Source organism: Planktosalinus sp. (genome assembly GCF_059864935.1).
This window is the reverse complement of sequence record NZ_JCBCCK010000293.1, coordinates 1-15,288: the sequence shown is the minus strand read 5'-3', so window position 1 is coordinate 15,288 and position 15,288 is coordinate 1. Positions and strand designations below refer to the sequence as shown.

Sequence of the window (15,288 nt, the reverse complement as noted above, 5' to 3'; positions counted from 1 at the left end):
GTACTTGGGTCCTGTCTAAAAATACAATCATTTGTATCAGAAACAATACAGCGGGATTCCAATAAATTGTTATTCCCATCAAAAATTTTAATTTGGAAAAAAGGTTGCTGATCATCATTATGACCTGATGGATTTTGCAATACCATTGCAAAACTAAAAGAAAATATTTCGCCTGCTATTATTTGTTTACTCATAGTGGTTCTCTTGGCCGGGCCAACAGAATTCCTGTTCAATCTAATTGCGGAAGTGGAGCAAGAAGAATTTGGATTTGTTCTCGACAACTCAATTCCAGGCAAAAGTGTAGGGTCTAGACCTGGAGTCACCAATACCGCATTACTTGCCATACTGTTTACAGGACCGGGTGTTAATAGTGTGCCAACATTTCCATCTACATTACAAAACCAAGGAACAGGAGAGTTTGTAAAAGTAAAAGTTTGACTTCTAAAAGTATAACCATCCAGGTTTCCCGTCCCGTTTTGATTTTGAAAATTGGCATTTTTAATACAGGCACATTCCCGTTCTGTAACAACAACTTCCAGAGGCTCGCTTTCACAGCCATTTATGGTTATGGTTTGGGTCACCAAATAAGTGGTGCCATTAACCAACACTGTATTGGGAGGTAAAACAGTTGTACCCGTGGCATCATACCAAGTAAGGTTGGACCCGCAAATGTTTAAATCACCTAAGGTGTCGTCAGGATTACTTATCCCCACACTTGCCCAGGTGGCAGATGTACAAAATTGTTGGCTGTCTTCTCCCATAGGAGGCCCAACTTTATATCGCACAATTACCGGCAATAAATCAGGACAGGCCGGGTCGCCAAAACCGGCATAATAAGTTGTGTTGCCTTCCACAACGGTGGTCTCCGGTATCACAATGGTTCCCGCAGCATCGCTGTACCAGGTAATGTTGGCACCCGGCACCCCCAAATCTGCCAGAGTGGTGATTGTATCGCCAAAACAATATTCGTCATAAATAAATGCCCCTGTTAAAATAGTAAAGGGCATTGGAGGATTCACCGCCGGACAAACACCGGCACCTGCACTTACCGTAAAATTATATACCTGATTGGGCTGAACTTGTGGGTGATTCGGATTTACACCACTTCCAAAATAAACTGTATTGAATGGAAGTGCAAAATGAGGGGTTGTTAATCCCTGATCAATATACAAAGGTGCTCCACCGGGGTTTCCTGTGGGCGACCACATCCCGGCGATGGGATTTCCGTTTATATCTAATAAGTTTATCTCAACAGTATCTGTAGGATCTACCAAAAAAACATTGTTGCCCAGATTGATACAGGATTGGGGGTCAACATTTAAGTGCAAGGATTGTATGTATGCCGTAACCGGCACCAAATCACTTTCTGTACAAGCGGGAGGGTCTTCTTGGCCTACATAATAAGTCGTTCCGCTTACAATGGGGTCTGTCGGCAAGAGCGGCGATGTTCCTGCAGCATCAGCATACCAAGTAAGGATAGCCGTAGGCGACATTGGTGTAACATCCAGGTCATTCAGTGTCGGTGATGACCCGCTGCAAAAATACTGCACTTCATCTGCAATTGGATCAGGGCATTGCTGTCCAAAAAACAGTAATGGAGTAAGGGCTAAGAATAATATTAAAGTAATTTTTTTCATTGTCAGGCCGTTTAATTAAATACACTATAAAGAAAAAAAAGAGTCATTCCCACATATTAAAAACATCTTTTAATACGAAAAACCCCCTTTCCCTTTAAAATAATTAATCTACAAACACTTTATGTGCAAAAAATGCGCACACTGAATGTTAATATGTTGTATAGATGTCAAATATATCGATTTTTTCCTTTTGTGTTTTATAAATTTACGAAAATCATTCCCAAAATGTTCACATTTAACATTCGGGCAAGAAATACTTCCAACCCAAATATACAAAAAATTAATGTATTTCATTTCCCATACATTTGTGCTGTTTCGAACACAAAAATTGTTTCTTGTGGAGCCACAGAAAATGAGCTTTGAAAAACTGGAACTCGTTAGGAAGTACATCGAAGAAGCCAAGGAAGTGAATAAACGTGGGGCCAATTCTTGAAAAAAAACCAAAATCTTCTACCCTGATATTGAATAATTTTTCAATTCATGTCCCCCACCCTCCTCAAAGATATGTTAAACGAAAAAGCCCTCAATGTTGAGACTTCTATGGGTAAAATTACTTCTTCACAAACCTTTAACGTCAACAACTCGTTTATCTTTAATGAATAATGTACCTTTAGGTTCGTTTAACCTTAAAAATCAAAATATTATGTCAGTTCTAAAAGTCATTGAAATTTTAACCAGCTCAGAAAAAGGATGGGAAGATGCCACTCAAAAAGCGGTCATCCATGCTTCAAAAAGTGTAAAAAATATTCGTTCTGTTTATATCAATGAGCAAAGTGCCGTTGTGGAAAACAACCACATTACATCCTACAGGGTGAATGCAAAAATCACTTTTGAAGTAAATTAAACCGAATACATTTTGTATTTTAAGCAACACTTATTTGTGTTGCTTTTTTTATTAACTAAAGCCATATGCATACTAATTCCCTCATACATGAAACAAGTCCATACCTGCTTCAGCATGCACACAATCCCGTAAACTGGTTTCCATGGAGCAGTGATGTGTTGCAAAAAGCACGGGACGAAAACAAACTGCTGCTCATCAGTATTGGCTATTCTACCTGCCACTGGTGCCACGTGATGGAGCACGAATGTTTTGAAAAGGAGCTGGTGGCCGGGGTAATGAACCAACACTTCATCAACATAAAAATTGACCGCGAAGAACGTCCCGATGTGGATCAGGTGTATATGAACGCCCTGCAATTGATGACCGGGGCCGGCGGTTGGCCTTTAAATATTGTTGCTTTGCCTGACGGAAGACCTGTCTGGGGGGCCACTTTTGTCAAAAAAGACCCATGGATGGATGTACTGTTACAACTGCAAAAACTTCACAAAACCCAACCTGAAACCTTGACTGAATATGCCGATAAACTCGGGCAGGGCATCAAGACCATGGATGTGGTTTCAAAAAACACTTCTGAGGTTGATTTTAACCATTTTGAGTACCCGCAACACCTCAACTACTGGAGCCGACAATTTGATCTTGAATACGGCGGCACAAAACGTGCCCCCAAATTTATGATGCCCAACAATTTGCATTTTTTGATGCGGTATGCCTATCAAAACAACGACAATGATTTGATGGATTATGTCAACCTAAGTTTGACCAAAATGGCTTATGGCGGCATTTTTGATCACATCAATGGCGGCTTTTCAAGATATTCGGTGGATGAGCGCTGGCATGTGCCCCATTTTGAAAAAATGCTTTATGACAACGCACAGCTTGTGAGCTTGTACAGCGATGCCTTTTTGTTAAATAAAAATCCTTTATACAAAGAAGTGGTTTATGAAACACTGAAGTTTATCAATCGCGAACTCTCCCACCCTACCGGAGGGTTTTACTGTGCCTTAGATGCTGACAGCATCAACACCTATGGCGTTCTTGAAGAAGGAGCTTATTATGTTTTCACAAAAAAGGAATTGCATGAAGAACTAAGCACTGACTTTGACTTATTTTCAGAATATTACAATGTGAACGATTTCGGAAAATGGGAAAATGGCCATTATGTCCTTATCCGGACTCAAACTGATGCCGAGTTTTGCAAAAAACACCATTTGTCTGTTTCAGATTTGGAAATCAAAAAGGCCCATTGGAAAAAAGCACTACACAATCAGCGGGCGACCAAAAACCGGCCAAGACTGGACAATAAAATCATTACTTCCTGGAACGGTATGATGATCAAAGGTTATGCAGATGCCCACAAAGCCTTCCGGGAACCTGAATTTCTTGAAAATGCACTTAAAAATGCAGCGTATATTTGTGACACTCTCTGGGTTGGTCAAAAAAAACTACTACGAAGCAGTACCAATGGCAAAGTGGCCATTGATGCCTTTCTGGAAGACTATGCACACTTGATTTCGTCTTTTATATCACTTTATGAAAATACTTTTGACAAAAAATGGGTTCAATTTGCAAAAAAACTGACAGGCTCTTGTTTTAATCACTTTTTTGATGACAAATCCGGCATGTTTTTCTTTTCGGCATCCGGTAAAGAACAATTGATTTCAAAAACTTTAGAGGTGCGGGACAATGTCATCCCGGCTTCAAATTCGATCATGGCCAAAAATTTATTTTGGCTGGGCACTTTTTATAACGAAAAACATTACCTCGAAACATCCCGGCAAATGCTTAAAAACGTACTGCCTGAAATTGAACATTATCCTCCCGGTTGTTCAAACTGGCTGGATTTGATGATGAATTACACACATCCTTTTTATGAAATTGTTGTTGTGGGTAAAGACGCTTTGGAAAAAAAAGGGCAACTCAACCTTCAATACATCCCCAACGCCCTTTATGCAGGCAGTATTTCAAAAGAAAATCTTCCTTTAACAGTCAACAGGTTTGTAAATAATAAAACAAAGGTTTATGTTTGTGATAAAGGAAGTTGCAAACTTCCGGTTGAGGATATCGATGATTCCCTTCAATTGATTAAAAACAAATATTAAAATTTACCATGAAAACAACACTCTTCTTTTTTTTCGGTTTAGCCCTGACCTTATCCTCTTATAGCCAGATCAATGAATCAGCGTATTCAAAAATGCTCAATGCCTCTTTTGTTGTTGACCAGTATTTTGACCTGTATGGTATTTCAAATGAAGACTTGAAAACCATTACCGGTTCACCATATGAAGAAAATTATTTTCAACCCGGTTTCATTTATTCAAACAACGAACTCAAGGCTTCAAATATACCGATGCGTTACAACATTTTTGCCGATGAAATTGAAATCAACACCTCACAGGACCCCAATCAGCAAAACATAAACGTATTGTCAAAAACACCCGATATTTTTGTAAAAATAGGCACAGGTGTTTTTGTGTATGTGGAAAACCTTTCGAATAAAGACCAAAGTGGCTATTTTAAAGTAGTTTTTGAAGGTGAGCAATTTGATTTATACAAAAAATCCAAAATCAAATATGTTGAAAAACGATTTGCCGAAACCAATTACCAACAAGACCAACCCGCCCGCTTTGATCGAACAGATATTTTTTATTTAATAGACGGCAGGGGGGTTTTCTATGAATTACCTTCTAACAGAAGGCGTTTTACTGCAGTTTTTAAAGAGCACAACAAAGAGATTGATTCGTATGTAAAAAGCAACAGGCTGGACATTAAAAACGAGAACGACCTTAAAAAAATCGTGAAGCATTTTAATGAGATCCTTTAATAACTTACACCCCTTTTTATACTGATAAGGAATTACCAAGTTTAAGTCTTAGGTTTGCGAAATAATCTTGCTTTGTTAAATTTGCTTTTTTGAAAAAGGCCCAAAATATTTTACACAAAACTTATGGAATTACTGGATGAATACATAGTGAAGTACGGTGAGACCTTACTCGATTATTTACCAAACATTTTAATTTCAATCATTGTTTTATTTGCCGGCTTATGGGCAATTAAACTGATCAAACGACTTACAAAACGCCTGTTTCAAAAACGGAGCTTTGAACCCACACTTGAAAGGTTTCTGTTAGATATTATTGGATGGGCCCTTAAAGTGTTGCTTTTTGTAATTGTAATTTCACAACTTGGAGTTGAGACCACTTCGTTGATTGCCATGCTTGGTGCTGCCGGTTTGGCTGTGGGGCTTGCACTTCAGGGATCACTGGCCAATTTTGCCGGCGGGGTTTTGTTAATGATTTTCAAACCCTTTAAAATTGGCGAATTTATTGAAGCTCAAGGACAAATGGGCACCGTTAAGGAAATATCCATTTTTTACACCAAAATGGTCACTGTAAATAACCAGTTGGTTGTCATACCTAACGGAAAGCTTTCCAATGATAACATCATTAATTTTACCTCTGAAGGCAAACGCAGGGATGTAATCACTATTGGAATTTCTTATAACTCTGATATCAAGAAAGCTAGAGAAATACTTGTTGACCTGATGAAAGAACAGGAAAACATCCTTGAAGATCCGGAGCCGGTGGTGTTTGTTGCTGACCTGGCAGACAGTTCTGTAGATTTAACCGTGAGGTTCTGGGCGTTGAATGAGGATTTCTGGGCGTGCCATTTTTACATCATTGAGGAAGCCAAATCAAGGCTTGAAGCGGCAGGTATAGTGATTCCATTCCCACAGAGAGATGTGCATCATTATAACTTAGATTATTTTGCTGAAAAAAAATAGTTATATTTACTATAAACTAATTCGTTATGAAAAATATTTTCTTATTATTTTTTGCTGTTTTATTGATTTCCAAAACAATGGCCCAGCAGCCTTTACAGCAACAACAAGTTCAATATTTACTTCAATACCAATTTGATAAAACAGTGAAATATGAAAACATCAATCTGGAAACCTTAAACTATTCAGGAAGTCCCTATGTAAACCCCAAGTATTTGGCCGGTGAAATCTACCACAACAACAGCATGGTTGCAGACAATGTTCCTTTGAGATACAATGCCCTTGTTGATGAAATGGAGTTTAAGCCCACTTTTGAAACGCCCGATTCTGAATCCAGCGCTTTGATGAAGAGCCCCGAAGTGGATGTGCGCATTGGCAACAAAGTGTTTGTATTTGTGCCCTATCAGGGTGGTGTTGAAAAGGGCGGCTACTTTGAAGTGCTATTTCGGGGGGAAAGATACGATTTGTTTAAAAAATACAATAAAAGATACACTCCAGGGCAAAAGGCAACAACCTCAATGACCCGAGATGTCCCTGCCAAGTTTACTGACAGTCCTGTGTACTATATTGTCCTGTACGATGGTCGTTTTGTCGAAATTCCATCCAAGTCCAGAAATTTCCCCAATGCTTTTATTGGAAAAGAAAGGGAAATATCCGAATATATCAAGACAAAGAAGCTTGACATAAAAGACGAAAATCACATCATCCAAATCGTAAATCACTACAATAGTTTATAAGGTTTAAGCATTTAAAAAAGTTTAAGCATATAAAAAGGTGTGTTTCATTGAGTTGCACACCTTTACTTTATGTTTCAAAAACCCTTAAACCTCAAATTTTAACAATATTATGCCCGTAAATTAACAAGTGACAATAGATAAATTTTTATATTCGCACTTGTCTTTTAAAAACCCAAATAAAATCTATTTCCCAAAATGCTTAAATTAAAATCAATTGCAGTTATAGCAGCAATTTTATTAACCACACCACAATTTGCACAACAATACCAAGAGCATAATTCACAAAATGGTTCAAATGCCAGTCCTGATTTACAGAATTTCACCACCAGGGCCAACCAATATAACAGTCAAAACACCAATGGAACCCCCTATTTAAACGAAGAGTTTGAAAGTGGAAGTTTGATAAATTCAAACGCTGTGGTTGCCTCAAATGTGTATTTGCGCTACAATGCGGTACACGACGAATTTCAAATCAAACAATCCCCCAATGAAAGAGACGACAGGGTTCATGCGGTCAGAAAAGCCCCTGATGTTCATGTGAAAATCGGAGATGATATTTTTACCTATGTGATACCCGGAAATGGTGTCGGTGGTTATTACAACGTTCTGTTTGAAGGAAATGAAATAACCCTTTTCAAGAAATACTCTAAAAAGTTTGTTGAAGGACAAAAATCTGTCAATATGATGACCGGAAATATACCCAACAGACTGATTAATGAAAGCACATTCTACATCGTAAACAGTAAAGGTGAGTTTTCAGAACTTACCGGTTCAAAAAACAGGAAATTTAAAGCCATTGCAGGAGACAAAAGAAATGAACTTAGAAAGTACGCAAGCGCAAACAACTTAAACATCAATAAAGAAGAAGACTTAATTGATTTGATTGAATACTACAACAACAGCTTTTAACCCCCAATAAAATCTTTTAAATAAAACGGTTCAAAATAAGCGACATTCTCAAAGTCGCTTTTTTTGTACTTTATCTCAGCCAAAGATACCATTTCATTTGCAGATGGCAATTTGTTGTCTATAAAAACTGCATTGGGGTGATTGCAAATGGTTTTAAACTTTTCATTGGCATTTCCCAAAAAAACCACTTTGCCTTTTTCCAAGTATCCTGAAAAAGAAGTTTCATCCAGGATAACGGCTTTTATCTCTCCCAGCTTATTTTTATTGCTGTCGAAAACACAAGCATAAACTTCCATTCTCCTTGCGTCCAACATAGGGATGATATAATCTGTGTTTTCAGTTACCTGAAAAGCAAATGCGTGAAGGGTATCAATTGAAATTAAAGGAATATCCAAAGCAAAACACAAACCCTTAGCCGCTGAAACACCAATGCGTAAACCGGTGTATGAACCCGGCCCCTTACTTACGGCAATTGCATCCAGTTGTGATTTGGATATTTTTGCCTGTTCAAGAGCCTTTAAAATAAACCCGTGTAAGTTTTCTGAATGGGAATAATTTTCCCTGTTTTCTTCCAGTAAAGCAATTGTTTTACCGTCTTGGGCAATACTTACAGAGCAGTTGGTTGTTGTGGTTTCTATACAAAGAATGCAGGCCATTTCAGTTGATCAATCATTGAAGTGCAAAGTAAAAGAAAATTTTAGAGGAGATGGGTTTAATTTTAGATTTAGTAATATGCGTAGGAAAAAATGCCACTAAGGCACTAAGGCACGAAGTTTACACAAAGAATAGACAATCGCTGAGGGATTGTCTCAGGAACTGTTTTAGTCCTTATTGGTTACTTCAATTTTATCTCCTGCCTTCAGCGACTTGGTCACTGTGTTGTAGGGCCCGATGATGACTTCTTCCCCTTCTTCCAAACCAGTTACAATTTCAATAAACCGGTTGTCCTGAATTCCTGTTTCTACCACTCTCAATTTAGCTTCATCCCCGCTTTTGATGAATATACACTCAAAGCGTTCTGAACTTATCAAATCTTTTGAAGGTGTTGTTGGTTTGCCGGTAGATGAAGTATCGGTTTTTATCACAATTGAACTGATGGGCACTCCCAGTATATTTTCTTTTTTATTCGTAATAATGTCAACAGTAGCAGTCATTCCCGGTCTGAATGGTGAAAAGTTTTCTGGTCTGTCTTTGACCAAATCTTCATAAGATTCCGGAAGGATTCTCACTTTTACTTTAAAATTGGTTACTTGGTCGGCAGTTAACGCAGCTTCCGCGGAATTAGCTATAGAAGTCACCAGTCCTTTAAACTCTCTTCTCAAATAAGCATCCACCTCCACTTTGGCAGAGTCGCCGATATTGACTTTTACAATGTCATTTTCATTGACATCCACTTCCACTTCCATACTGTTGAGATTGGCTACCCTAAGGATTTCAGTACCTGCCATTTGTTGTGAACCAACAACTCGTTCTCCCAGTTCAACGCCCAGTTTTGAAATGGTTCCGTCGATGGGCGCATAAATGGTTGTCCTGGCCAGGTTATCACGGGCTTCATTGACTGTTGCCAATGCACTTTGGATGTTGAAGTAAGCCGATTCTTTTGAAGCTTTTGCAGTTTCATAAGTCGCTACTGCCCTGTCCCATTCTGCTTTGGAAATTACTCCTCTTTCAAAAAGTGTTTTGTTTCTGTTGTAGCTCAATTCCGCCTCATTGAGTGTGGCTTGAGTTTGATTGTACATTGCCCTAACGTTTTGAAGTGATGCCTGAGAGCGTTGTAAACCAGACTGGTATAAATCGGGGTTGATTTTAACGAGCAAATCCCCTTTCATCACCTGTTGCCCTTCAATGATGGGAAGTTCAATGATTTCACCGGACACTTCCGATGAAATTTTGATTTCGGTTTCCGGTTGTATTTTTCCGGTAGCTGCAACAGTTTCTATGATGGTGATGGGTTCTATTTTGGAGATTTCAACTTCTTTGAAATTTCCTGTTTTTCCAAACCAGCCTTGTTTTTTACCGACGATAAGCAGTAAAATTAATAATACGATAACTGCAATGATGATATTTGTTTTCTTGGTCATAATCCTAAAGATTAGTATAATGGTATTCCAAAGTACAATTCAAGTAATTTTAGTTTGAATATGTAATCGTATTTGGTTCTTAAAACTTCCGATTGTGCATTTTCATAGCGCAGCAACGCCTGGCTAAATTCAAATGAGTTGATGATGCCCACCTCAAAACGTTCCCTGGAATAATCATAGGCTTGTGATTGTGCATCTTCAGCCACTAATGCAGACTCATAGGCTTTTTTAGCCCCTTGTAAGTCGGTGTAGGCCTGATAGACATTTGACTCCAAATCAAGCTCGGCCTGTTCTTTTTGAAGGCTGGCCCTTTCTATATTAATAAAGCTGCGTTTTACATTGTTGCGAGCTGCAAATCCATTAAAAATGGGCACCTGAAGTTGTAGCCCTACCCTTGTTCCGGCGTTGTCTGACAATTGTTGTGAAAATGAGCGATCTAAAAAGTCGTTATCAATCCAACTTGTGCTGTAACCGGCAAAAGCCGTTAATGTAGGCGTATATGCTCCTCTTGAAATCTGCAATTCTTTTTCAGCCATTAAAACATTTTGTTCGGCTATTTTGGTCTCAAAACGGGTTTCTTTTGCTCTATCTATAATGGACGAAACCGGCTGTTCAAGTATGGTTGAAATGGGAACTTCATATTCATCATCAGCTATGTCAAAGTTTTCATAGTCTTTAATCAGCAAGATTTGAGCCAGGTTGATCAATGCAATTCTTATCTGGTTTTCAGCAACCACAATGCGCTGTTCGTCATTGGCCAGTGTGGCTTTGATTTCCAGCAAATCACCTCTTGGAATTACTCCGGCATCAACCAATTCGTTGGTTTGTTTTAATTGTTGTTTGGTGATTTCATTCTGTGATTGAAGCACTTTTAAGTTTTCCTTATTGAAAAGGGTTTGAAGGTAGGCATTGGCCACAAAAAGTGCAATATCATCTTTCATTTTGTCCAGATTGTACTGCCCGGCAACCTGAGCCATTCTTGCATACTGCACTTGACGGATGTTTCTCAAGCCGTCAAACAAGGTAACGCTGCTTTGTATTCCTATTGGAAATGACAAGAATGTAAAGCTTTGAGCAACGTTTGTTCCCGGAATAATGTTATTTCCTGAGTTTGAGATTAGACTGGCATTTCCATTGAGATTTGGGAACAAACTGTAAAACGCATCCCTTTCCTGAATGTCAGCCAGTTTTAAATCAAGTTCAGATTGTTTGATGGTGATGTTGTTTTCAATGGCATAAGCAACGGCTTCTTCTAATGTCCACTTTTTATCTTGGGCGAAAATGACTCCGGCGATAAATAAAACTGTTATGGTTGTTAGTATTCTTTTCATTGTCTTAATTTCAGTTGATATGTCTTTAACAAATTGAATTTGTTACAAAAAAATATTATCGGTTTGCAAAAGGTGTTACAATGGGGTTCCAAACTTTTATTTTGTCGTCTTTTGAAATTCCATTTTTGATTTCCACATAAATTCCATCACTGATGCCCAATTCCACTTCCCTTCTTTCAAAATTTTGGTTTCCATTTTCAATTTCAACAAAAGGTTTTTGGGTCGTGCCATCAAATTGGACCAGACTTTCTTTGAGCGCCAAAACCTCATCGGCCCGTTCAAGGATGATGGAGGCGTTGGCGCTCAATCCGGCCCTGATAAACGTGGAGTCGAGGTTTTTAAGTGTTCCTTTGATTTCAAACTGAATGGCACCGTTTTCAAGGTTTCCTTTTGGTGCTATAAAGTCCAGCACAGCATCAAAGGTTTTATTGTCAATCGCACCCACAGTAATTTCCAGCGGAAGGCCTTCTTTTATTTTGCCTACTTCAGATTCATCTACTTTTCCTTCAAAAATCATATTGGTCACATCGGCTATGGCGGCAATGGTGGTTCCTTCATTGAAGTTGTTGCTTTCAATCACCTGGTTGCCCACTTTCACCGGTACTTCCAGCACCATTCCGGAAACAGTTGCCCTGATTTCGGTATTGGCTGAACTTCCAAGACCTCTGGTGGTTCCGGTTTTTACGATTTCGAAAGTTTGCTGAGCTGCAGAATAGGTTTGTTGAGCTTGAAGATAAGCCACTTCGGCTTGTTCAAATTCATTGGCCGAAATCACGCCTCTTTCAAAGAGTGTTTTTTGCCTTTCAAAGTTTCGCTTTTGATTGTCCAAAGCAATTTTTGCTGTACTCACCTGGTTTTGAGTGTTCGCCAGATTGGTCAGGTTGGGCACAATTCTAAGACGGGCAATTAAATCACCTGTTTTAATTTGTTCACCGGGTTCAATAAATATTTCTTCCACAATCCCCGAAATGTTGGGTTTAATTAACACCTCATCCCTGGGCAAAATGCTCCCTGTGGCCATAGTTCTTTTGACAATGGTTTTGGTTTCAGGGGAATCTGTGGTGTAAATCGTTGGGTCTTGTGCATTTTTTTGGTACAGGTAATACAGTGCCCCCACGAAGGTGACAACGATAACTAAAAGAATGATGATGGTGACTGATTTTTTCATTGTTTGAAAAGTTAGTTATATTTATTCGGTTCTTAAAGCGTCTACTGGTTTGACTTTTATGGCATTTTGTGCCGGGATGAGCCCGGCCAATAATCCTGAAAGCACTAATATGGTCAGCGCCACCCCAATTACAAACAAATTGACACTGGGATTGGCAAACATGGTATCTGGCGACTGGTTTTGTTCGAGGACTTTATTTACTACAGCCAGCAATCCGGTTGCCATGGCAATTCCGGCCATACCGGAAAGGATGGTTAAAAATATGGATTCCAGCAATACTTGTGAGCGGATGTTCCACGGTGTTGCCCCCAAAGCCCTTCGGATACCGATTTCTTTGGTGCGTTCTTTTACAACGATTAGCATAATGTTGCTGATGCCTATGATACCAGAAAGCAAAATCAAAATTCCTATAAAGTAAGCTATGGCGTTGAGCGCAATAAACAAACCGTTGACTTTGCTGTATTCTGCATACAAATCAAAATGACCAATGGCCCTGTCGTCATCGGGATGGATGTTGTGCCGGGACTTCATAATTTCAAACACCGACTCTTTCATGTCAGTAATAGATGCATGGTCATGAGCAGTAATTGCCATCCAGCCCACTACATCTCCTCGGTTGAATGCTTGTGAAAAGCTTGTAAAAGGAACAAATATTTCCTTTTGGCCTTCTTCCACATTGCCGCTGTTGTTGCTTTTTCTTCGGTAAGTGCCAATGACCATAAAATTGACTTCATTGATTTTGATGTATTCACCTATGGGGTTTTCTCCAATTTCAAACAGTTCATTTTTAACAGCTTCTCCAATTACGGCTACTTTTCGCCTATCGAGAATGTCAGCATAATTGATAAATCTTCCCAGGGTGACATCCATGGGTTGTTGCTCGATGATTTCGGGATAATCTCCATAGACATTATAGGCTCCGGTTTGAAGTCCGCGAACAACGTTATTGGCTCCTCCAAATCCGCCGAGCTGGTTTCTTGGTGAAACATATTTCAAATCCGGTATTTGGTTTTTTAACGACTGGACATCGTCTAACCTGAAATTGTAACGTCGTCCTCTGGGCAGTCCTTTATAAGGCCTTGAGGCGGTTTGTGACCACATAAACATGGAGTTTGTGGCTGTACCCTCAAATCCTTTTTTCACACCGTTTTCCAAACCTTTTCCGGCGGCAAGCAGAATAACCAAAATGAATATCCCCCACAGCACACCAAATGCTGTGAGCAGTGTCCTGAACCAGTTTGCACTGAGGGCTTCCAGGATTTCCTGCCAACTATCCCTGCTGAAGAGTTTACTCATCGTTTAGGGCTTCAATGGGTTTTATACTGGCTGCGCGATAAGCCGGGAAAAATCCGGCAATGGCTCCGGCAACGATTAAAATAATCACCGTGATTAGTGCGGTTGTAAAGTCTACAGAGGGGTTTAAAATATAATTCATCTGTATGTTTGGTCCCACGAGTTCAAGCAGTCCGAGTCCGAAAATCAATCCGGTGAAACCGGCGATGGCTGTGATGAAAATGGACTCGTGCAATATCATCCAAATAATGGACCAGGGTTCTGCTCCAATGGCTTTTCTGATTCCAATTTCCTTGGTGCGTTCTTTTACGATAATCAGCATAATGTTACTCACGCCCACCACTCCGGCAATGATAGTGCAAATGCCCACTCCCCAGAAAAAGATACTGATCATATTGTTCAGGCTGTAAAACTTTTTGGCATTTTCAAGACTGCTGTTCACTGTAACGGCCCGGGTGTCTGTGGGTGCAATGGTGTGCCTGGTTTTTAACTGATTGGTGAGTTGGGCCACAAACTCTTCGGATGCCTCTACATCTTTCTCAAAATTACCGGTACTATGGAGTGTAAATGAAAGGTTTCTGATGTTTTCACCGGCATTATATACCCGTTGGCTTGTAGAAAGCGGCATGTAGATTCTGGATTCTTCACGTTCACCACCGGGGTCTGTAAATATCCCCACTACTTTAAACTTGATGCCCGATATATCTATGTATTCACCAATGGCGTTTTTCCCTTTAAACAAATCGGTGTAGACTTTGTGACCAATTACTGCCACTTTCTCATAATTTTGATGATCGAAAAAGTTGAGAAATCTTCCTATGGTCATGGAGGCGTTTTCAATAAACTGAAAATCGGGCAACACCCCCTCAATGCGGTAGCTGTTTGATTCGTTTTCATAAACCGTAAGGCCGGACCAAATCCTGAACATAGACGATTTGTATTCCAGTTGGTCCTGATGTTTTAGTACTGTTTGGTCAAAATCTTCATTTTTAAGTTGAATGAACCTTCCGGGATTCAGGCCTTTATAGCCTTGTGAGGTAACGCCTGTCCATACGCTGATGCGGTTTTCGGCATCGCGTTTAAATTCTTCGGCTACACCATTTTCCATTCCTTTTCCAATGGCAAGCAGAATGACCAATATAAATATCCCCGAAGCCACCGAAAGCCCGGTAAGAAACGTTCGCAATTTGTTTTTGCGAATGGCTTCAAAGATTTCCTGCCAGCGTTCCAGGTCAAACATGCTGTTCTGCTTTTGCTCTTACTTGTTGTACGGGGGTATCGTCGATAATCACACCGTCTTTCAGGTGGACAATTCGTTTGGTCATATGTGCAATGTCCTCTTCGTGGGTAACAATTAAAATGGTTTTCCCTTCATCATTGATACCTTGAATGAGTTCCAACACTTCATAGGAAGTTTTACTGTCAAGTGCTCCGGTGGGTTCGTCGGCCAGCAATACTTTGGGGTCTGAAGCCAGTGCACGGGCGATGGCCACACGTTGTTTTTGCCCAC

The 15,288-nt window shown here is 39.7% G+C and carries 15 protein-coding genes; 7 read left to right on the top strand and 8 right to left on the bottom strand.

Annotated elements, in window-relative coordinates; translation table 11 throughout:
* The coding region (locus AC6F75_RS09720; protein ID WP_500714822.1) for an Ig-like domain-containing protein at positions 1–1,637 on the bottom strand (1,637 nt) is incomplete at its 3' end.
* A gap of 480 nt (positions 1,638–2,117) precedes the next feature.
* Between AC6F75_RS09720 and AC6F75_RS09715 the strand changes: the two genes are divergently transcribed.
* The 7 genes from AC6F75_RS09715 (at position 2,118) to AC6F75_RS09685 (ending at position 7,905) form a co-directional block, all read left to right on the top strand.
* Complete coding sequence (locus AC6F75_RS09715) at positions 2,118–2,240, top strand: hypothetical protein (protein WP_500714821.1); 123 nt, start codon at positions 2,118–2,120, stop codon at positions 2,238–2,240.
* 40 nt (positions 2,241–2,280) lie between these two features.
* Complete coding sequence (locus AC6F75_RS09710) at positions 2,281–2,481, top strand: dodecin domain-containing protein (RefSeq protein ID WP_500714819.1); 201 nt, start codon at positions 2,281–2,283, stop codon at positions 2,479–2,481.
* Between the two features lie 65 nt (positions 2,482–2,546).
* Entirely contained in the window at positions 2,547–4,580 is a 2,034-nt protein-coding gene (locus AC6F75_RS09705; RefSeq protein WP_500714817.1) for a DUF255 domain-containing protein, read from the top strand.
* Positions 4,581–4,588: 8 nt separating this feature from the next.
* Positions 4,589–5,302 carry a hypothetical protein gene (locus AC6F75_RS09700; protein WP_500714816.1) on the top strand — a complete coding sequence of 238 codons (714 nt, stop codon included), beginning with the start codon at positions 4,589–4,591 and terminating at the stop codon, positions 5,300–5,302.
* Between the two features lie 123 nt (positions 5,303–5,425).
* Complete coding sequence (locus tag AC6F75_RS09695; protein ID WP_500714815.1) at positions 5,426–6,262, top strand: mechanosensitive ion channel domain-containing protein; 837 nt, start codon at positions 5,426–5,428, stop codon at positions 6,260–6,262.
* Positions 6,263–6,288: 26 nt separating this feature from the next.
* Positions 6,289–6,996, top strand: coding sequence for a hypothetical protein (locus AC6F75_RS09690; RefSeq protein ID WP_500714813.1), 708 nt, complete (start codon positions 6,289–6,291; stop codon positions 6,994–6,996).
* Positions 6,997–7,191: 195 nt separating this feature from the next.
* Entirely contained in the window at positions 7,192–7,905 is a 714-nt protein-coding gene (locus tag AC6F75_RS09685) for a hypothetical protein (RefSeq protein WP_500714812.1), read from the top strand.
* Here the strand turns inward: AC6F75_RS09685 and tsaB are convergent.
* From tsaB to AC6F75_RS09650, 7 genes are all read right to left on the bottom strand, one after another.
* Complete coding sequence (gene tsaB / locus AC6F75_RS09680; RefSeq protein ID WP_500714810.1) at positions 7,902–8,561, bottom strand: tRNA (adenosine(37)-N6)-threonylcarbamoyltransferase complex dimerization subunit type 1 TsaB; 660 nt, start codon at positions 8,559–8,561, stop codon at positions 7,902–7,904. The two genes, AC6F75_RS09685 and tsaB, sit on opposite strands and share 4 nt — an antisense overlap.
* Positions 8,562–8,726: 165 nt before the next feature.
* On the bottom strand, positions 8,727–9,986 hold the full coding sequence (locus tag AC6F75_RS09675; RefSeq protein WP_500714809.1) for an efflux RND transporter periplasmic adaptor subunit: 1,260 nt from the start codon (positions 9,984–9,986) through the stop codon (positions 8,727–8,729).
* A gap of 11 nt (positions 9,987–9,997) precedes the next feature.
* Positions 9,998–11,317 (bottom strand): TolC family protein, encoded by a 1,320-nt coding sequence (locus tag AC6F75_RS09670; protein WP_500714808.1) that lies wholly within the window; start codon positions 11,315–11,317, stop codon positions 9,998–10,000.
* Between the two features lie 55 nt (positions 11,318–11,372).
* On the bottom strand, positions 11,373–12,485 hold the full coding sequence (locus AC6F75_RS09665) for an efflux RND transporter periplasmic adaptor subunit (protein WP_500714807.1): 1,113 nt from the start codon (positions 12,483–12,485) through the stop codon (positions 11,373–11,375).
* Positions 12,486–12,506: 21 nt separating this feature from the next.
* The gene (locus AC6F75_RS09660) at positions 12,507–13,781 is read right to left on the bottom strand and encodes an ABC transporter permease (RefSeq protein WP_500714806.1); all 1,275 of its coding nucleotides are present in this window, start codon (positions 13,779–13,781) and stop codon (positions 12,507–12,509) included.
* Entirely contained in the window at positions 13,774–15,018 is a 1,245-nt protein-coding gene (locus tag AC6F75_RS09655) for an ABC transporter permease (RefSeq protein ID WP_500714805.1), read from the bottom strand. The genes AC6F75_RS09660 and AC6F75_RS09655 overlap by 8 nt, the downstream gene beginning before the upstream one ends.
* A partial coding sequence (locus AC6F75_RS09650; RefSeq protein WP_500714803.1) for an ATP-binding cassette domain-containing protein occupies positions 15,011–15,288 on the bottom strand: 278 nt, incomplete at its 5' end. The genes AC6F75_RS09655 and AC6F75_RS09650, both read right to left, overlap by 8 nt.